Genomic DNA, 19,997 nt, shown 5'->3' with positions numbered 1-19,997 from the left:
CCTCCCACAGGATTTTGTTCGTTGATGTCAGGCGGCCATCACCTCGGCGGCCAAGGCCCTGAGTCCGTTTTTCAGCAGCTTGCCGGTCGGGCTGGCCGGCAGGGCGTCCATGGCGACGATGCGCGACGGGCGCTTGTAGGGGGCCAGCCGTTCGGCGGCCCAGGCTTTCAGCTCGTCCTCGCTGGCCTTGCGGCCGGGGACGAACTGGACGAAGGCCACCACCTCCTCGTTGCCGGCGACGGCATGGCCGACCACGGCGGCCAGCGTCACCGCCGGGTGGCTGGTCAGCACGCCCTCCACCTCCTCCGGATAGACGTTGAAGCCGGAGCGGATGACGATCTCGCGGATGCGGCCGACCACCGTGACGCAGCCGTCCGGCTCCAGCCGGGCGACATCGCCGGTCTTCAGCCAGCCGTCGTCGGTAATCACCTGGGCGGTCAGCGCCGGTTCGCGGTAATAGCCGAGCATCACGTTGGGGGCGCGGACCCACAACTCTCCCGGCTCGCCATCGGCAACGTCGCGGCCGGTGGCGTGGTCGACGAAGCGCATCTCCACCAGAGGCAGGGCCGGGCCGATGGAGGTGTCGCCGCGCGGCGCATCCAGCCGGGTCTGCGTCACCGTCGGCGAGCATTCGGTCAGGCCGTAGCCGTTGTGCAGCGGCAGGCCGAAGACCCGCTCCACCGCCAGCTTGAGGTCGAGGTCCAGCACCGAGCCGCCGGAGGACAGGTAGCGCAGGGCCGGGGCATCCGGCGTCCGGCCGGTGACGGTGGCATGCTCCACCAGTTTGGCGTACATGGCTGGAACACCCTGGAACACGGTCACCCCATCCTGTTCCAAGGCCTGCCAGACGGCAGCGGGGGCGAAGCGGGGGACCGTGTGCAGGCAGCCGCCGGCATAGAGCGTGCCGAGGCAGGTGGACGCCAGCCCGAAGACATGGCTGACCGGCAGCACGCCATAGGTGCGGTCGCTGGGCCCCAGCCCGCGCATCCAGCCCGACACCGAGGCGACGAACAGCAGGCCGCGGTGCGACAGCATCACGCCCTTCGGCTTGCCGGTGGTGCCGGAGGTGTAGATCAGCGCGCCGTCCTGCCGCTGGTTGCCGGCATGGACCGGCTCCGGATCGGCGTCCAGCAGCGGGCCGACCGCCATCGCCGGCAATTCCGCATCGCCCAGCGGTTCGGCACCATGGCGGGCGGCATGGGCGGCGGCATCGGGGGATACCGTATCGGTATAGAAGATCCGGCGCGGCCGGCAATGGTCGCGGATGCTGTCGATCTCGCGGTCCGACAGGCGGGCGTTGACGATGACCGGCCAGGCATCGCGCTCGCTCGCCGCCAGGATCAGGGTGACGGCGGCGAGGCCGTTCTCGCAGACGATCATCACCCGGTCGCCGCCGCGCACCCCCAGCCGGTCGAGATGGCCGGCGGCGCGCCCGACCGCCTCCTTGAGCCGGCGATAGCTCCACTCCTGCTCCCCGTCGAACAGGGCGGGGGCGTCCGGCGTCCGCTCCGCCCAGGCGAGTGCGGCGTGGCTGATGCGCGACGGCAGAGCCGCCACCATGCGAGCGAAATCGGGAACCGGCCGGCCTGCGGTCATGCGGCCTCCCGGATCATGTTGCGGGCGATGACCAGCTGCTGGATCTGGGTGGTGCCCTCATAGATGCGGAACAAGCGGACGTCGCGGTAGAAGCGCTCGATCCCGTAATCGGCGATGTAGCCGGCACCGCCATGGATCTGCACCGCCCGGTCGGCGACGCGCCCCACCATCTCCGTCGCGAACAGCTTGCAGCAGGCGGCGTCGGTGTTGACGTTCTGCCCGGCGTCGCGGCGGCGCGCGGTTTCCAGCACCATGCAGCGGGCGGCATAGGCCTCCGCCCGGCTGTCGGCCAGCATCGCCTGGATCAGCTGGAATTCGGCGAGCGGCTGGCCGAATTGCTTGCGCTCCATCGCGTAGGACAGGCTGTCGCGGATCAGCCGCTCCGCCAGACCGACGCAGACCGCGCCGATGTGCAGGCGGCCACGGTCCAGCACCTTCATCGCCGTCTTGAAGCCCTGCCCTTCCCGCCCGCCCAGGATGGCGCTGGCCGGAACGCGGCAGTCCTCGAAGATCACGTCGCAGGTGTGGGCGCCCTTCTGGCCCATCTTCTTGTCGATGGGGCCGAGCGACAGGCCGGGCGTCCCTGCCTCCACCAGGAAGGCCGACACGCCGCGGGCGTCGCGGCTGTCCAGGTCGGTGCGGGCGAAGACGGTGAAGAGGCCGGCCTGCGGCGCGTTGGTGATGTAGCGCTTGGTGCCGTTCAGGATGAAATGGTCGCCGTCGCGCCGCGCCGTGGTGCGGAGCGAGCCGGCATCCGATCCCGATTCCGGCTCGGTCAGGGCGAAGGCGCCGACGATCTCGCCGGCGGCCAGACGCGGCAGGTAGTTTTGCTTCTGCTCCTCCGTCCCGTCGATGACGATGCCCTGGGAGCCGATGCCGTTGTTGGTGCCGATCAGCGAGCGGAAGGCCGGCGAGGTCTGGCCCAGCTGGAAGGCGACCTGCACCTCGTCCGCCATCGACAGGCCGAGCCCGCCATACTCCTCCGGGATCGACAGGCCGAACAGGCCCATCTCGCGCATCGCGGCGATCACCTCGGCCGGGATGGCGTCGTCCTCCGCCACTTTATGTTCCAGCGGGACCAGCTTTTCGCGGACGAAGCGCCCCAGCGTGTCCAGCAGTTGATCCAAAACGTCCTTGTCCAAGGCCATGCGTGCTCTCCGTCCGGGGAGAATGATTTCAAGGGAAACCAAGGGTTGAGGGGCATTAAGGGGGGCGCGCCGCCTCGTCTGTTCGTTTGCCAAGCTGACAGATGCGGCAGGGGCTGTCAACAAAATGAAATTGCATTTCGCTATACGAAATAAGACGGCTGGGCGGCGAAGGGCTGCTCCGCGTCGGAGCGGGCTTGCCAGCCGGTGCGAAGCGTTTAACCTTTCCCGAAAATCACTGGAGGGTTTGGGATGATCGACCTTTATTTCTGGCCGACGCCGAACGGCCACAAGATCACGATCTTTCTGGAAGAAGCCGGGCTGGATTACCGGTTCGAGCCGGTGAACATCTCCAAGGGCGACCAGTTCAAGCCGGAATTCCTGGCCTTTTCGCCCAACAACCGCATGCCGGCAATCATCGACAACGCCCCGGCCGATGGCGGCGAACCGGTCACCGTCTTCGAATCCGGCGCCATCCTGGTCTATCTGGCCGAGAAGACCGGCAAGTTCCTGCCCACCGACCTGCGCGGCCGCAAGACGGTGCTGGAATGGCTGTTCTGGCAGGTCGGCGGCCTCGGCCCGATGGCCGGCCAGAACCACCATTTCGTCCAATACGCGCCGGAACGCATCCCCTACGCCATGGAGCGCTACGTCAAGGAGACCGGGCGCCTCTATGGCGTGATGGACAAGCGTCTGGCCGACAACGAGTTCCTGGGCGGATCGGAGCTGTCCATCGCCGACATGGCCAGCTATCCCTGGATCGTTCCGCACCAGCGCCAGCAGCAGGATCTGGACAGCTTCCCCAACCTGAAGCGCTGGTTCAACGCGATCAAGGAACGGCCGGCGGTGGTGCGCGCCTATGAAAAGGGGCAGGCCGTCAACCCCAGCGGCACGCCCACCGTGAACGACGAGAGCAAGAAGATCCTGTTCGGCCAGTCCGCCGACACAGTCAAGCGCTGATCCACCCGACCGCAGTGCTATCGCATTTGGGAATTCGAGTGACGGCGTTGTGTTGCCGGAAGCCCCTCTCCCGCAAGGGGAGAGGGGCTTCGCGTGCGAACGAACTTCAAATGCAATTGCCCTGCACCCCACCGCCGGCCCGGTTCCATCCGCCGGGTCGGCGTTTCCGTATAGGTGTGCAATCTTTTGTGGCATCCTTTCGCGCCGCACAAGATTTCGGGTGCCCCCGGTGTAGACAGGACCGTTTGCAGGACGAGCGTGTTGTTTTCGGTAGGGAATATCTTCCGGAGACGCCGCGCCGATGAGCATCTGGCCCCGCACCGACTCCGACGGCATCGCCAGCGATACGGCGACCGGCACGGCTATCCAATCCACCTACCCTCCATCCGCCACCATCGACATCGCCCTGCATCCGCTGCCTCCCCTGCCCAAGCTGGCGCAGGTCTGGGCGGATCTGGAGGCGCGCGCCGACTCCTCCTTCTTCCTGTCCTGGTCCTGGATCTGTCCTTGGCTGGCGCAGCTGCCGGCGGGAATCGAGGCGCGGCTGCTGCTCGTCCGGCGAGGGGGTGAACCGGTCGGGCTGGCCGTGCTCTGCCCCCGCAGGCGGCGGCGTCTCGGCCTGCTGCCCAGCCGGTGCTGGATGCTCCACGAAACGGGCGACCGCGGCTATGACCGGCTGTTCATGGAATACAACGGCATCCTCGCCGACCGCCGCTTTGCCGACGAGGTGACGGATGCCGCCCTGCACTGGCTGGGCGACCGGCTGTCCGCCAACGACGAATTGGTGCTGGGCGGCCTGACCCCGGCGGCGGAGCGTGCCGCCCGGCGCGTTGCTGCACGGACGGGCCACTCTCTGCAGCTGCGCATCGCCGATTCCGCGCAATGGGTGGATATGGCGCCGGTCAGGGCAGCGGGCGGCGATTTCCGCGCCGGGCTTGGCCGCAACACGCGGGCGGCGGTCAACCGCAGCGAACGGCTCTACCGTGGCCGCGGCGCGCTGGATTACCGCGTCGCCAAAACCGTCGAAGAGGCGCTTGAGGATTTCGCGGCGCTGGAGGTGCTGCATCAGGCCAGCTGGCAGGCCCGCGGGCAGGCCGGTGCCTTCGCCAACCCGGCCTTCCGCCCCTTTCACGAACAGCTGATCGCGCAAGGGGTGCCGGGCGGTGCCGTGCGCCTGTGCCGGATCAGCGCCGGCGGCCAGCCCCTCGGCTATCTCTACAACTTCGTCCACCGCAACAGGGTGCTGAATTACCAGGGCGGCTTCGCCTTCGAGGCGGACAACCGGCTGAAGCCGGGTTTGCTCAGCCATGTGCTGGGCATCGAGGACGCGCTGGCCCGCGGCGAGGACTGCTACGACTTCATGTCGACCCCGGCCGGGCACAAGCCGTTGCTGTCCAATGCCGAACAGCCGATGAACTGGCTGACGCTCGGCCCCGACCGGGTGAGCCGGCGGGTGGAGGCGCATTGCCGGCGCGCGCGCGGGCTGATGGCCGATGCGGTGAAACGGTCGCTGCGCAGTTGGACCGCGCCGGCCAAGGGCATCTGAGGGGGGAGGCGCGCGCATGACCAAGAGGAAGACGGGCACGCTGGCCTGCGTGTTGGGCGACATGGATCTGGTGCGCCCGCTGGGGCTGGCGGGTGTCCGCTGCGCCGTGGTCGGGCCGTCCGGCGGCGCCACCGCCCATTCCCGCTTCACCGAACGGCCGATCCCATGGGAGGGCGGCTGTGACGACGCGCTCGTGGATCGGCTGCTGCGTTTCGGCGCCGCCCAGCCCGACAAGCCGGTGCTCTATATGGAGGAGGATGCCCAGCTGCTGATGGTGTCGCGGCATCGCGACCGGCTGGCCGCGGTCTTCCGCTTCGCGCTCGCCGACGGCGATCTGGTGGAGACGCTGGTCGACAAGGGCCGCTTCCAGTCCTTGGCGGAACGGCTGAAACTGCCGGTTCCGCGCACCCGGCGGCTGCGCCCGCTGCCGGGCAGCGAAGCGCCCGAGCTGGACCTGCGCTACCCCGTCATCGTCAAGCCGCTGACCCGCCGTCCGCCCTGGGACGAGATCGAAGGGCTGGGCAAGGCGATCCGGCTGGAGGGGCCGGAGGAACTGCGCGCGCTCTGGCCGCGGCTGATCCCGGTCGGCATCGACCTGCTGGCGCAGGAACTGATCCCCGGACCGGAGACGCGGATCGAAAGCCACCATGTCTATATCGACGACGCCGGCACCGTGGCGGGCGAGTTCACCGGACGCAAGATCAGGACCTACCCGGTCGATTACGGCCACAGCACCGCGCTGACCATCACCGACATCGACGGCGAGGGGGCCGATGTCGCGGCGTTGGGGCGCGAGATCGCCGCCCGCATCGGTCTTACAGGCGTCGCCAAGTTCGATTTCAAGCGCGATCCCGACGGCCGCCTGCACCTGCTGGAGATCAACCCGCGCTTCAACCTGTGGCACCATCTGGGCGCCGTCGCCGGGGTGAACCTGCCGGCCATCGTCCATGCCGACCTGACCGGCCGCCCCCGCCCTGCCCCGGCCAAGGCGCGGCCCGGCGCCTGCTGGTGCCACATCAGCAAGGACCGGCTGGCGGCGCGCGACAGCGGCATTCCGACGGCGCGCTGGCTTGCCTGGGTCGCGCGGTGCGAGGCGAAGGCGATCACCCCCGACGACCCGATGCCATTCCTGCGGCCGAAGCTGGACCGGCTGCTCGCCCGCTTCCCCGGCGGCGCCCGCCCGCCCCGCTTGGCCAAGCCGTGACCGCAACTCGAAAGATTTCACGGCCATGAAGATCGCCCTGATCTCCGACATCCACGCCAATCTGGAAGCCCTGCAGGCGACGCTCGACGCCATAGGGGCGGAGGGGGTGGAGCGCATCGTCTGCCTGGGCGACATCGTCGGCTACAACACCGATGCCGCCGCCTGCATCGCCCTGCTGCGGCAGGCGGGGGCGGTCTGTATCGCCGGCAACCATGACCGGGCGGTGACCGGCGTCATCGGGACCGAGGGGTTCAGCGGTCCGGCGGCGCGCGCCGTCGACTGGACCCGGCGGCGGCTGGACGAGGAGAGCCGCGCCTTCCTGTCCGGCCTGCCGCTGACCGCCGTGGTCGATGACGCGCTGGTCGCCGTGCATGGTGCCCTGCACCCGGACGAGGGCAAGGAACTGGTGCGGCTGGATGACGACGCCAAGCGCGCCCTGAGCCTTCAGGCGCTCGCCGGCCACTCATCCGGAGCGCGGGTCTGCGCCTTCGGCCATACGCACCGCGCCGGGCTGTGGGAGTGGCGGGACGGTTCGGTGCGGCCGATTCCGCTGGACGGTGGCGCGACGCTGCGGGCCGATGCGGTCTATCTGCTGAACCCCGGCACGGTGGGGGAGCCGCGCGGGACGGACCAACGCGCCTGCTTCGCCTGTTTCGACAGCGATACCGGGCGCGTCACCCTGCACCGCGTCGCCTATGCGCGCCGGGCGACCCTCGCCAAGACGCAGCGCGCCGGGCTGGCGCCACGTTTTGCCGCAGTCCCGGCGCCGTTGCGCATGAGGTTGATTGGCATTCTACGGATTCTCGGCCTGTACGAATGGATAAGACGGACACTTCCTTCCCGCGCGTCATCAATATGACAGTCCCGTAACGCGGCTTTGCTTCTACAGCGGCACCGAATTGCGCATAATCCGGCACGGGGGGCCAATGGTGACGCCGGGCTATGGACAACATCGGTATTGGAAGCGGCACTGCCGGCGGGATGCGGTCCCGGCCCGGCAGGACATTGTCATCCCTGATCCTCCCGCTCGCGCTGGGTCTTGCCCTGTGGCTTGCGTTCGACGCCGCCCCGTCGCATGCCCAGCGGGCTGATCCCGCGGCGACACCGCCGGCCGCAGCAAGCGCCCCGGTCAAGCTGACCATCCTGTACGCCCAGGGCACCACCGACCTGGAGGCGACCGCCGGCCGCGGTGGCATGGCCCGTCTGGCCGGTGCGATCCGGCAGGAACGCAACAGCCATCAGCTTGTGCTGGCCCTGCATGGCGGCCAGACGCTGGCGCCGTCGGTGCTGGCCTTCTACGACCAGGGCGCGCACATCATCGACCTGCTGAACGGCATGACCATCGATGCGATGGCCGCGCTGAACCGCGAATTCCACCATGGCGACGACCAGCTGAGCGCTCGCGCCTTCGAGGCCGGCTTCCCCATCGTCACCACCAACAGCGTCGACCGCTCGACGGGCCGCACGCCCGACGGGCTGGAGGAGGCGGTGGTGCTGACCGCCGGTCCGCTGCGCATCGGCGTGCTGGCCGCAACCCCGGTTCTGACGCGGGAGACCACGCGGACCCAGCGCACGGAATTCCGCGATCCCGTCGCCGCACTGGCCGCCAAGGCCGCGGCGCTGCGGAAGGAGGGCGTGGATCTGGTGGTGGCGATGACCGGCTATGCCGGCGACACCCACCGCAGCATCCTGGCTGCCCGCCCGGCCGACATCGTGCTGTACCAGGACCGCAACCGCCCCTTCGCCGTCGACTATGACGGCCGGTTCCTGTCGGCCACCGTCGGTCCGCAGGCAGGATGGCTGCTGGCGCTCGACCTGACGGTGGAGCGGACGCTGCAGGCGGACGGAAGGATGCGGGTGACCTGGGCCCCCTCCCCCCGGCTGATCGACACCGCCGCCGTCGCGCCCGACGCCGCCACCGACATCCAGGCCAAGGCCTATGCGGCACGGCTGGACACCATGCTGAGGATGGAGGTGGGACGTCTCACCGGGCCGATGGACACCCGCAAGGAAGCGGTGCGCACCGGCGAGAATGCCTTCGCCAACGCCGTCGTCGACATGCTGCGCGCGGCGCTGGACGTCGATGTGGCGCTGATCAATGGTGGCGGCATCAGGGGCGACCGGCTTTATCCGGCCGGCGCCCTGCTGACCCGCCGCGACATCTATGCCGAGCTTCCCTATCACGATGTCGGCGTGGTGCTGGACGTCACCGGGCAGCAGCTGTGGGATGCGGTGGAAAGCGGCGTGTCGGCGGTGGAGCAGTTGCAGGGCCGCTTTCCGCACCTGTCCAATGCCCGCGCCGAGATCGACCTGAGCCGCCCGCCAGGCCAGCGGCTGCGGAGCCTGTCGGTCGGCGGCAAGCCGGTCGGCCTCTCCACCCACTACCGGCTGGCGACCAGCAGCTTCCTCGCGGCCGGCGGCGACGGCTATGGCATGCTGGCCGGGGCGCCGCGGCTGGTGGAGGACCGCAACACGGACTTCGTCTCCACCCAGCTGATCGGCCAGATCACCCGCGACGGGGAGTTCGTTCCGCGGCTGGATGGCCGGATGACGGTGAGGCGGTGATGGACGGCATGGCCTCCTCGATCGCCGAGAGCCCGCCACGGTCCGGCGCATTGACCCGACCCGGGCCCCAGCCGGGAACCTTGCCGGGGGCGCGGCCGTCGCCGCAGTTCCCGCCGCCGAACCGGCCGCGCCGCTTCGGCATCGCCGTGCGCATCACGCTGGGGCTGTCGGTGATGGCCCTGCTGGTGGTGCTGATCGGCGTCGTGTCGATGTCGTCCTTCCGCCTGTTTCGGGCGGAGGTGACGGCGCTGTCGACCACCACCCTGCCGGAGGTCATCGCCAGCGCCGATCTGCACGGGTCCCTGCAGAAGCTGGTGGCGCAGCTGCCGCAGCTCGCCGCCGCCACCTCGACCCCGCAGCGCCGCTCCATCTATGACGGGTTGGTGACGGAGCTGGACTCCATGCAGCTCCTCGTCGCCCGCATGCGCGGGCTGATGAAGGAGAGCGGCAATGAGGACGGCGAGCGCGACGGCAATGTCCGCCTGCTGGAGCAGACCCGCTCCACCCTGCTGATTCTGGCCGCCACCGTTGCCGACCTGAACGCCGAGGTCACGCGCCAGATCGACTATGGCGACCGTCAGGCCGAAGCGGCGCGGGGGTTGAGCCGGCTTGCCGCCTCGATCGAGAGCATGCCCGACACCGGCGCCTGGGCTGTCCGCATCGGTGCGCTGATGGCGCGGGCGGCGGGCGCCACGCAGCTGGACCATCTCAGCCGCCTGAAGGGCGAGGCGCGGGCGGCCGAACGCACGCTGGCGGATCTGGCGCGCCTGTCCGCCGATGCGCCCGACACCACCGGACAGATGATGTCGACCGTGCAGGAGGAGCTGTTTTCGCTGCTGGTCGCGCCGGGCGGGCTGTTCCACAGCGCCATCGACCGGCTGCAGGCGCGCAACCGCGCCCAGGCCCTGACCGGTCAGGCCCGCGTGCTGGTGGAGACGGTCGAACGGTCCACCCGCACGCTTTACGATTCGATCCGCGACCAGTCGGCCCAACGAACCGACGCCTTGGCCGAACTGATCGCCGAGCGGTCGCGCACGGTGATGATGCTGGCCGGTGCCTCGATCATCCTGGCGATCTGCGTCTATTTCATCTTCCGGCATTTCCTGTCCTCGCGGTTGGTGGCGATGAACCGGGCGGTTCTGGCCCGGCTATCGGCGAGCCAGGAGGATGCCGGCCGGCAGCGCAGCGACGGAGCGGCGCCGGCCGGCCCGGGGACGAAGGGTCCCGTGCCGATGCCGGTCCCGGTTCCGGTGGATGGCGACGACGAGATCACCGACATCGGCGGCTCCATCCGCTTTTTCATCGACGAGATCGACCGGCGCCAGCGGGCGCTGGCCGAAAACGAGCGGCGGTTCCGCGATCTGGTCGAGGGATCGATCCAGGGCATCATCATCCATCGCGATTTCCACCCGCTCTATGCCAACGACAGCTTCGCCGCCATGCTCGGGCTGACGGTGGCCGAGGTGATGGCCCTGCCGTCCCTGCTGTCGCTGGTGCCGGTGGACGAACGCAACGGGCTGATCGACAATTACGACCGGCTGCTGGACGGCGGGTCCACGCCGCGCCGCCGCATCCGCGCCTGCCGTCCCGACGGTGGCAGCCTGTGGGTGGAGCTGACCGGCCGGCGGGTCGACTGGATGGACGGTCCGGCGATCCAGGCGGTGGTGGTCGACGTCACCCGCGAGGTGGAGGCGGAGAATGCGCTGCGCCAGTCGCGCGACGCCGCCGAACGCGCGCTGTGCGAGCTGAAGGCGACCCAGGCCAGCCTGATCCAGGCGGAAAAGATGGCCTCGCTGGGCCAACTGGTCGCCGGCGTGGCGCATGAGGTGAACACCCCCATCGGCATCACCATCACCGGCGCCTCCCAGCTGCAGGCGCTGATCGAGGAGCTGTCGCAACGCCATGCCGCCGGCGCGCTGAAGAAGTCGGACTTCCAGCGCTTCCTCAGCGACGGCGTGGAGATGGCGAACCTGATCCTGTCCAACAGCACCCGCGCCGCCAATCTGGTGCAGAGCTTCAAGCTGGTCGCCGTCGACCAGTCCAGCGACGAACGCCGCGCCTTCCTGCTGAGGGATTATATCGATGAGCTTCTGCGCAGCCTGCATCCGACCTACAAGACGCGGGCGGCGCTGACCATTGCCGTCGACTGCCCGGCCGACCTGGAACTGGACGGCTATCCGGGGGCATTGTCGCAGATCCTGACCAACCTGATCATGAATGCGCTGATCCACGCGCTGGACCCGGAACAGCCGGGCCGCATCGCGATATCCGCCCGGCCTTGCGCAGGCGACATGGTGGAACTGTCGGTGGCCGACGACGGCAACGGCATCGCGGCGGAGGTTCTGCCGAAGATCTTCGATCCCTTCTTCACCACCCGCCGCGGCAGCGGCGGCAGTGGGCTTGGATTGCACATCGTCTACAATCTGGTGACCGGCCGCCTGCACGGCACCATCGGGGTGGAGAGCCATCCCGGCCAGGGCACCCGCTTCACCTTGCATTTCCCCCGAGTCATCGACGCCGCCTGAGGCCGGCCCACCACCCTGACGAACGGTCAGCGCACCGGCCCCTCGAACCAATGGCGGCCCTGGCGGTCCTCGACCTCGACCACCCAGACGTCGGGGTCGTAGCGGGTCTGGCGGGCGATGTAGGCGTCGGCATCGGCCTCCGGCACCGGATCGGGACCGGTGCCGCGCGCCCAGAACAGGCGGTCGCCATCGCCCTCGCGGGTCTGGACCAGCACCGTGAAGCTGCGGTCGAGCCGGTTCAGCTTCAGGATCACCGTTCCGCGGCTGGGGTCGCCCTTGCGGACCACGGTCATCGCCACCCCCTGGGCATCGGCGGCGCGGATATGGGCCGAAACCCAGAGATGCGTCGGAAGAAGGTCGTCCATTCCCGTGTGCGGCTCCTGTTTTGAGGCTGCGGCCCCAGCTTGGCAGTCACGTCGCCCCTCGCCCTGCCCGGCCTGCCGGTGTAGAGAAGAAGGCATGACGACACTCGTGGACGCTCTCAACGCCGCCGTCAACCACCACATGGCCGGTCATGCCGATGCGGCGGCCGATGGCTACGCCCGCGTCCTTGCGGCGGAGCCGGCGCAACCCGACGCGCTGCACCTCTCCGGCGTGCTGCGGGCGCAGACCGGCGACATCGCCACCGCCATCCGGTCGATCGGCCGGGCCATCCGCATCCGTCCTGCGGCGGCCTCTCCCTGGGGCCACCTCGGCGCCGCCCTGCGCGCGGCCGAATTGCCCGAACGGGCGGAACCGGTGCTGCGGCGTGCCCTGGCGCTCGACCCGGCCAATGGCGATGCGCTGGAGGCGCAGGGCGCGTCGCTGCACGCGCTGGCCCACTATGCGGAGTCCCGGCGCTGGCTGGACCGTGCGGCCCGGCTGCGGCCGGGCAATGTCGAGACAATGCTCAACCTCGGAACCGTGCTGCGAGACCTCCGCCGCTTCGACGAGGCGGAAGCCTGTTTCGATGCCGTGCTGGCGAACAACCCCGCCCGGTCCGACGCCCATCTCGCCCGTGCGGTGGGACGGCTGGTGCGTGGAGATCTGCGCGCCGGCTGGGAAGGGTTCGAGCACCGCTGGCACCGCTTCGACACTCCCCCCTGGGACGGCCGGCCGATGGGCGCCTCCACCATTCTCCTGCACATGGACCAGGGGTTCGGCGATGCCATGCAGTTCGTCCGCTATGCCCCGCTGGTGGCGCAGATCGCGGCAGGCAGTGGCGGGCGGGTGGTCCTGGAGACGCATTTGCTGCTCTACCGCCTGCTCAACCGGGCCTTCGGCCAGTCGGTTCAGGTCCTGGTGCGCGGGGAGGAGCCGCCGCCGCACGACCTCCACTGCCCGCTGATGAGCCTGCCCCGCGCCTTCGGCACCGATCTGTCCAACATCCCCGCGACCGTTCCCTATCTCGCCCCGGATCCCGCCGACATTTCCCGCTGGCGCGACCGGTTGGCGGAGCAGGACGGAGACGGCGATGGGAGCGGGGCGGCGGGCCTGCGGGTCGGGCTGGTCTGGGCCGGCAATCCGCGCCACCGCAACGACCGCAACCGCTCGATCCCGGTCGCCGCCCTGCGCCCGCTGCTCGCAGTTCCGGGAGTGCGCTTCGTCAGCCTGCAGACCGGCGACGCCCGCGCCGATCTGCACCGTCTGCCCGGCGAGGGGGTGCGGGACGTGGTGGAGCGGGTCCGCGACTTCGCCGACACCGCCGCCATCCTCGCCAACATCGACCTGCTGATCACGGTCGACACCGCCATGGTCCATTTGGCCGGGGCGATGGGCGTGCCGTCCTGGCTGCTGCTTCCCCATGTTCCGGACTGGCGCTGGCTGCTCGACCGGGCCGACAGCCCCTGGTATCCGTCGCTGCGGCTGTACCGCCAGCCGCGGCCCGGCGACTGGGGCACGGTGGTCGGCACCGCCGCCGCCGTGTTGAAGGCGCAGGCCCTGCGCGCCGCCAGGGCGGCGGGGCGATAAGGACCCGACGCTGCCGGCGGGCGGCCACTTCGGCGGGAGCTTTCTGCCCGCCCGCCCCCGCCGGTACTAGGCGAAACTTTCCCACCTCCCGGCAAATTCGGGCGCTGCCGTACCGCTCGCGCCTCGAATGACGAGATTTCAATGGGTTGCCGGCCCCATCGCAGTTGGCACTCCGTTTGCTAGATAGGGCGCAGAAGACCTTTGCCCTATTCTTTCGGAGACCCCGGCCATGAGCATCTTCGGTTCGATGACAACCGCCGTTCTCGGCCTGAATGCCCAGTCGAAGGCGCTCGGACATATCTCGGACAACATCGCGAACAGCTCGACCATCGGCTACAAGCGCGTCGATTCGGCGTTCGAGACGATGGTCCTGCAGTCCAGCCAGCGCCTGCACGAGCCGGGCGGGGTCACGGCGCAGCCGGTCTTCATGAACAACATCCAGGGCAGCCTGAAGCAGGTGCAAAGCCCGACCAACGTCGCCATCCAGGGCCAGGGCTTCTTCAGCGTTTCGAAGATCAACCTCCAGAACAGCACCAACACGCTGGTTCAGACCCAGACGGGCGCGGTCAACGCGTCCTCCGTCTATTACACCCGCGCCGGTGACTTCGAACTGGACAAGAGCCGCTACCTCGTGAACAGCTCCGGCTATGCGTTGAACGGCTGGCTGGTCGATCCGGTCACGGGTGTGCTGAAGAAGGATCAGGTGGCGCCGGTCCAGGTCAGCTCGCTGATCGACAAGCCGGTGGCCACCAGCACCATCGACCTGGAGGCCAACCTGCCGGCCACCCCGACGCCCGGCAAACCGATCCCCGACAGCAGCATTCCGATCTTCGACAGCCAGGGCAACCCGCGCACCATCAATTTCAAGTGGCGGCAGCAGGCGGACAGCAGCTGGCGCATGGTTCTGGACGCGCCGGGTTCCAACACCAAGCCGGTCGACGGCACCTTCAGCGGCAATCCGGCCACCGTGACCTTCGGCCAGAACATCGCCGGCCAGACGGCGGTGGCGCAGGTGAACGTCGTCACCATCTCCGGCAACAACACCAATGGGCAGGACAACCTGCGCATCGGCGACGTCTATACGGTCAAGGTCAACGGCACCAACTACAGCCTGAAGATCACCGCCGACAACATCGGCTCGATCCGCACCTATTCGGGGCTGGCCGGCGCGCTGGCCAACCAGATCAACTCCGCCTCCCCGGCGGCGTCGGTGCTCGCCACCTCTTCCGGCCAGACGATCCGCGTTACCGCCCGCGAGGCCGGAACGCCGTTCAAGCTGAACACGGAGGTGTCGTCCGGCACCAACACCACCAACACCATCGTCGCCCAGACCTCGACCGCGGCGACGGCCAGCGCCGGCGAGATCGACAAGTTCCAGTTCCCGCAGACCCAGGTCGAGATCGGCGACTCCTTCACCATCACCGTGAACGGCACGCCGATCAGCTACACGGTGACCGCCGCGACCTATCAGAGCTATTCGACGGTGAGCGACGTCGTGTCCCAGCTGGCCGGCAAGATCAACCAGCAGCTCGGGACGACCGTCACCGCCTCGTCCGCCGGCAACATCCTGTCGATTCAGTCCAACACGGCGAACACCAACGTCACCAGCTCCGCGGCGGTCACCAATTCCGCAAGCGCGGTGAACACGCTGAGCTCGCTGCCGTCGGTCGCCAGCGTGGCCGGCGTGCGCCAGAGCCGCACGGTGACGCTGACCGGCACGCCGGGCGACATCGGCACGCAGTACACGCTGAGCATCAACGGCACGGCGGTGACCTACAGCACCACCGGCGAAGAAATGACGATGGAGGACATCACCGCGGCGCTGGCGAACAAGATCAACGCCAACACCTCGCTGCCGGTGACCGCCACCGCCCAGGGCGGCGTCATCACCGTCACCGCCAAGACCGCGGCCAGCCCGACCGGCACCAACACGTTGACCAATGACGGCGCCGGCAACATCACTTTCGGCGGTTCGACGGTCGATATCGGCGACACCTACAGCATGACGGTGAACGGTCAGCCTTACAGCCTGACGATCACCAACGCCAACTACGGGCTCTATGACACTCCGGCCAAGCTCCTGAACTATTTCGCGACTGAGATCGTTGCCGACGGCGGAACCGCCACTGTCAACGGGACCGGCACGGTTCTGGCGACGGGCGACGCCGCCGCCACCGTCAGCGTGACCGACGCCGCTCCCGCCCAGTTCACCCTGGAACAGAGCGCGGTCGCCGGCCAGACGCCGGCCCATATCGGCCTGACCTTCGGCAAGACGCCGGAGACGGTCGGAACGCTGACCAACATCTCCACCGCCCTGGTCGGCACCGGCACCGCGGTCAGCGCCGCCAACCAGTCGGCCGGCTCCGACGCCAACGTCACCTTCACCGTCGATTACGGCTTCGGCCCGCAGCAGATCTCGCTGAACCTCGGCAAGTACCAGAAGCCGGGCGGTCTGACCCAGTATGCCGGCGAGGAGATCAATGTCAGCCGCCTGATCCAGAACGGCGCACCGCGCGGGCAGTTCAAGGACGTCGTGTTCGGCGACAACGGCGCCGTCATGGTCAACTACGACAACGGACGCTCGAAGATGATCGCAAGGGTGCCGATCATCACCTTCAACAACCCGAACGCCCTGCAGCGCGAGTCCGGCGGCGTCTTCCTGGAGAGCGAGGACGCCGGCAAGCCGAACTTCAACGATCCGGAGACGAACGGCGCCGGTGCGGTGGTGGCGAACAGCGTGGAAAGCTCCAACGTCGACATCGCCGACGAGTTCACCAAGATGATCGTCACCCAGCGCAGCTATTCCGCCAACGCGAAGATCGTCACCACCTCCGACGAAATGCTGCAGGAAGTGCTGGGGCTGAAGCGCTAAGCCGCGGCCCTGACCTCCTGACCTCCTGAACGCCTGCGTTCCATCGCCCGTTTCCCTGATCGCCTGAGGGGGGCGGCGGCCATCCCGGCACCGCCCCGATCCTCCCGATCCGCGAAAGGTCCCCTGCCATGTCCCTCTTCGCAGCCTTGAACAGCGCCACGGCCGGGCTGCGCACCGTCCAGACCAACGTCAAGCTGGTTTCGGACAACATCGCGCAGGCCAACGATCCGACCCGCACGCGCCACACCGCGCAGCAGTCGGTGGACGCCAGCGGTCAGGTCATCAGCACGACCTATCGCCGGGAAGTCGACAAGGCGCTGATGGCCCAGGTGATGGACCTGACCGCGCGCGACGGCGGATCGCAGGCGACGGCGACCTACATGCAGAAGCTGGGCGACCTGATGCGGACGACGAACGGCACGCCGCTGCTGAACGACTATGCCAGCAAGTTCCAGGCGGCGGTGAAGACGCTCGCCACCTCGCCGGAGGACGAGACCGCGCAATACCAGCTGGTCCAGGCCGCCGACAATTTCTCGCGCGAGATCCGCCGTGTGTCGGAGGGCGTGGAGCAGCTCGACCGCGACATGTCGACCGACATCACCAAGTCGGTCGACACGGTCAATGGCCTGCTGAAGCAGATCAACTCGATCAACAACGACATGGTGTCGCTGCTGGGCCAGGGGTCCGCCGCCAACGCCGTCGCCGACAAGCGCGACGGGCTGGTGCGCGAGTTGAGCGCATATATGGGCATCCGCACCGTGGAGCGTCCGGACGGCCGTCTGGCGATCTTCACCCCGTCGGGTCTGGCGCTGGTCGATTCCCAGCCGGCAAATCTTACCTATGACGGCGGCAACATCAACCTACAGGTCGGCAATCAAGTCACCTCGATCAACAACCACCTGAGCACCGGCAAGCTGGGTTCGCTGATCCAGATGCGCAAGGACGGCTCGACCACCGAACCGCCGACGCCGGCCAGCGGCGACCCGGCGGCGGAAGTCATCCGCAAGCTGCGCTCCCAGCTGGACGAATATGCCAAGGCCTTCACCGGCGCGACCCGGCCGGGGGAACCGACCAGCTTTGCCGACGCCTACGACGAGTCCTCCCCGGCCGCCGACGGCGAGCAGATCAACCAGTTCTTCACCGGAAGCGACCGTTTCACCATCGCCGTGAACGAAAAACTCGTGGACAACACCACGAAGATCAAGCGGGCCGCCATCGACGGCATGGTCACGGCCATCAACGCGTCCGGCCGCAATTTCAGCGCCGACGGCCTGCAGTTGAAGGACACCAGCTACAGCGCCATGGGCAGCGCCATCACCGGTACCTGGATGGCCGCGGCCAAGACCGCCAACACCGCCAGCGAGTCCAACAAGGCGTCGATGCAGCTGCTGTCGGAACGCTACCAGTCGCAGACCGGCGTCAACATCGACGAGGAAATCGCCCAGCTGCAGCAGCTCCAAACCTCCTACCAGGCTTCGGCACGGGTCATGCAAGTGGCCAATGCAATGTTTGATGCGCTGGAGGCGGTGGTCCGATGAGCTCGATAACGGGAGTCAGCAGCTACTCGAAATATCTGAGCCTTGTCCGGAACCTGTCCGGCGGCCAGAACGACATCAACCGGCTGTCCGAACAGCTGACCACGGGCAAGAAGTCGGTCGATCTCAATGCCTATGGGCCGGAGGTGCAGAAGCTCCTGGACCTGCGGGCGGAGATGGCGACGAAGAGCAACTACATCCAGAGCATCAACACCGCGGCGCCGCGCGTGCAGGCGACGGACAAGGTGCTGACGTCGCTGGAATCGATCGTATCGAGCTGGACCTCCAGCACGACCCTTCCCTTCCAGCCCGGCCCGGCCAGCGTCGCCTCGCCGATCAACACCAATCCCGAGGGGATGAAGCTGTCGGTCGATCCCGCCAAGTCGAAGCTGACGGTGGGCGCGAAATACACGGTCACCGCCGTGCCTTCGCAGCAGGGCGGCAACGGCACCTTCGACGTGACGGTGACGGATGGGCTCGGCGGCAAGACCACCCGCGCCATCAACCTGGGCACCACCCCGCCCAACGACGGCAAGGGCTACAACTTCAACATCTCCGGCGGCCCGGGCGAGGGCGCCATGCTGAACCTCACCTTCGACACGCTGAAGGCGTCGGCCAGCAGCAGCTTCGCCGTCTCCTTTCCGCAGGCCGATCAGGTGAAGGACCGTGCGGAAGGCGCCATGCGCGACATCCAGGCGCTGCTGAACCAGCGCTTCGGCGACCGCTATCTGTTCGCCGGTTCGCGCTATGGCACGGAGCCGGTCACCGACCTGCTGGCGACCAAGCAGACCAGCAAGATCACGCTGAACGGCGCCGTGGTGAACGCCGACGATTATTTCGAGGTGACGGTCAGCGGCCAGACCTTCGGCTATCAGGTCCAGGCGGCCGATCCGAAATCGCTGACCTTCGTCGCCCAGACCCTGACCTCGCAGATCAATGCCGCCAATCCGGCGCTGCCGATGACGGTGTCGACCTCCAACGGCATCATCACGCTGGTCGGCCAGGATCCCGGCCAGAAGTTCGACCTGTCGGCGCGTGTCGTGAACTCCGCCACGGTGGAGAACAGCGTCGATACGCCGTCCACCACCCAGGCGCCGACGGCCACCCTGCCGCAGATCGACCGCTTCACCCTGAACGGCGCCGCGGTCGACATCGGCGACACCTTCGAGTTCACCGTCGCGGTCGGCGATCCGGACGATCCCTACAACCAGAACTACTACACCAAGAACCCGACGGTGCCGCGCGACCTGCCGCCCTACCAGACCTATACGGTGCGCTACACCGTCAGCGACACCGATTACGCCGCCGGCGTCACCGATGTCAGTCAGGTCGCCGACAGGCTGCGTCAGCAGTTCGCCACGCTGAATCCCGCGCCGCCGGTGACCATCGACGCGGTGGGCAACGGTCCCGGCATTGCGCTGACCAGCACGGCCAACGCCGACCCCAACCATCCCAACCGCACCTCGCTGTTCTCCACCTCCGCCAAGGTGACGAACGGGTCGCTGGAGAACACCATCTCGGTCGGGACCCTGCCGCCGGAGCAGGACAGCCTGATCAACGTTCCCTATGCCGATCCGCCCGATCTGCCATTCTACGACGCCGAATATCTGTCCAAGGGCAAGAACGCGGAGGCCTACCGCAAGTCGCAGGTGACCATCGACGACAACCTGAACATCGCCTATGGCGTCAGCGCCGACGACAAGGCGTTCCAGACCCTGGTGAAGGCGATGCAGATGGTCCGCACCGCGGCGGCCAATCCCGGCAAATGGACCGAATACAGCACCCAGGCGCGCGAGATGCTGACCCAGGCCACCGACCAGATCCGGTCGATCCATGCCAAGGTCGCGTCCGACAGCGCCACGCTGGAAAACATCAAGACCTCGCACACCGAGTCCGTCGCCACCCTGACCGAGCGCCTCGCCACGATCGAGGGCATCGACCAGACCGAGGTGGCCGCAAGGCTGAGCAGTGCGATGAACGTGCAGCAGGCGACCTATACCGTCGCCGGCCAGACACAGAAGCTGTCGCTGCTGAACTATCTCGCCTGAATGCGAAGGGGCGGCCGATCAGGCCGCCCCCTGTTTCCTCAGACCTCCGGA

At 68.1% G+C, this 19,997-nt stretch carries 13 protein-coding genes; 10 read left to right on the top strand and 3 right to left on the bottom strand.

Annotated elements, in window-relative coordinates; translation table 11 throughout:
- Positions 1–27: 27 nt before the first annotated feature.
- Both AZOLI_RS16495 and AZOLI_RS16490 read right to left on the bottom strand, forming a co-directional pair.
- The gene (locus AZOLI_RS16495) at positions 28–1,596 is read right to left on the bottom strand and encodes a class I adenylate-forming enzyme family protein (RefSeq protein ID WP_014188300.1); all 1,569 of its coding nucleotides are present in this window, start codon (positions 1,594–1,596) and stop codon (positions 28–30) included.
- Positions 1,593–2,744 (bottom strand): acyl-CoA dehydrogenase family protein, encoded by a 1,152-nt coding sequence (locus AZOLI_RS16490; protein WP_014188299.1) that lies wholly within the window; start codon positions 2,742–2,744, stop codon positions 1,593–1,595. The genes AZOLI_RS16495 and AZOLI_RS16490 overlap by 4 nt, the downstream gene beginning before the upstream one ends.
- A 249-nt stretch (positions 2,745–2,993) precedes the next feature.
- Between AZOLI_RS16490 and AZOLI_RS16485 the strand changes: the two genes are divergently transcribed.
- From AZOLI_RS16485 to AZOLI_RS16460, 6 genes are all read left to right on the top strand, one after another.
- Positions 2,994–3,701: a glutathione binding-like protein gene (locus AZOLI_RS16485; RefSeq protein WP_014188298.1), complete on the top strand. Its 708-nt coding sequence runs from the start codon at positions 2,994–2,996 to the stop codon at positions 3,699–3,701.
- 301 nt (positions 3,702–4,002) lie between these two features.
- Positions 4,003–5,247 carry a GNAT family N-acetyltransferase gene (locus tag AZOLI_RS16480; protein WP_014188297.1) on the top strand — a complete coding sequence of 415 codons (1,245 nt, stop codon included), beginning with the start codon at positions 4,003–4,005 and terminating at the stop codon, positions 5,245–5,247.
- 16 nt (positions 5,248–5,263) lie between these two features.
- On the top strand, positions 5,264–6,451 hold the full coding sequence (locus AZOLI_RS16475) for a carboxylate--amine ligase (protein ID WP_014188296.1): 1,188 nt from the start codon (positions 5,264–5,266) through the stop codon (positions 6,449–6,451).
- A gap of 25 nt (positions 6,452–6,476) precedes the next feature.
- A complete protein-coding gene (locus AZOLI_RS16470; protein ID WP_014188295.1) occupies positions 6,477–7,310 on the top strand; it encodes a metallophosphoesterase family protein in 834 nt (277 codons plus the stop codon).
- A 146-nt stretch (positions 7,311–7,456) separates the two neighbouring features.
- Positions 7,457–9,016: a bifunctional metallophosphatase/5'-nucleotidase gene (locus tag AZOLI_RS16465; protein WP_244442567.1), complete on the top strand. Its 1,560-nt coding sequence runs from the start codon at positions 7,457–7,459 to the stop codon at positions 9,014–9,016.
- Positions 9,017–9,024: 8 nt separating this feature from the next.
- On the top strand, positions 9,025–11,541 hold the full coding sequence (locus AZOLI_RS16460; protein WP_244442566.1) for a PAS domain-containing sensor histidine kinase: 2,517 nt from the start codon (positions 9,025–9,027) through the stop codon (positions 11,539–11,541).
- Between the two features lie 26 nt (positions 11,542–11,567).
- Here AZOLI_RS16460 and AZOLI_RS16455 read toward each other — a convergent pair whose 3' ends face one another.
- On the bottom strand, positions 11,568–11,906 hold the full coding sequence (locus tag AZOLI_RS16455; RefSeq protein WP_014188292.1) for a DUF1491 family protein: 339 nt from the start codon (positions 11,904–11,906) through the stop codon (positions 11,568–11,570).
- A 94-nt stretch (positions 11,907–12,000) separates the two neighbouring features.
- Between AZOLI_RS16455 and AZOLI_RS16450 the strand changes: the two genes are divergently transcribed.
- From AZOLI_RS16450 to AZOLI_RS16435, 4 genes are all read left to right on the top strand, one after another.
- Positions 12,001–13,491, top strand: a complete 1,491-nt coding sequence (locus AZOLI_RS16450; RefSeq protein WP_014188291.1) for a tetratricopeptide repeat protein — start codon at positions 12,001–12,003, stop codon at positions 13,489–13,491.
- Between the two features lie 229 nt (positions 13,492–13,720).
- Entirely contained in the window at positions 13,721–16,363 is a 2,643-nt protein-coding gene (locus AZOLI_RS16445) for a flagellar hook-basal body complex protein (protein WP_014188290.1), read from the top strand.
- 128 nt (positions 16,364–16,491) lie between these two features.
- Positions 16,492–17,901 (top strand): flagellar hook-associated protein FlgK, encoded by a 1,410-nt coding sequence (gene flgK, locus AZOLI_RS16440; protein ID WP_014188289.1) that lies wholly within the window; start codon positions 16,492–16,494, stop codon positions 17,899–17,901.
- Complete coding sequence (locus AZOLI_RS16435) at positions 17,898–19,946, top strand: hypothetical protein (RefSeq protein ID WP_014188288.1); 2,049 nt, start codon at positions 17,898–17,900, stop codon at positions 19,944–19,946. Before flgK ends, AZOLI_RS16435 begins: the two co-directional genes overlap by 4 nt.
- Positions 19,947–19,997: the final 51 nt, after the last annotated feature.

Source organism: Azospirillum lipoferum 4B (assembly GCF_000283655.1).
Classification (GTDB): domain Bacteria; phylum Pseudomonadota; class Alphaproteobacteria; order Azospirillales; family Azospirillaceae; genus Azospirillum; species Azospirillum lipoferum_C.
This window is presented reverse-complemented; position numbering and strand designations above follow the sequence as displayed.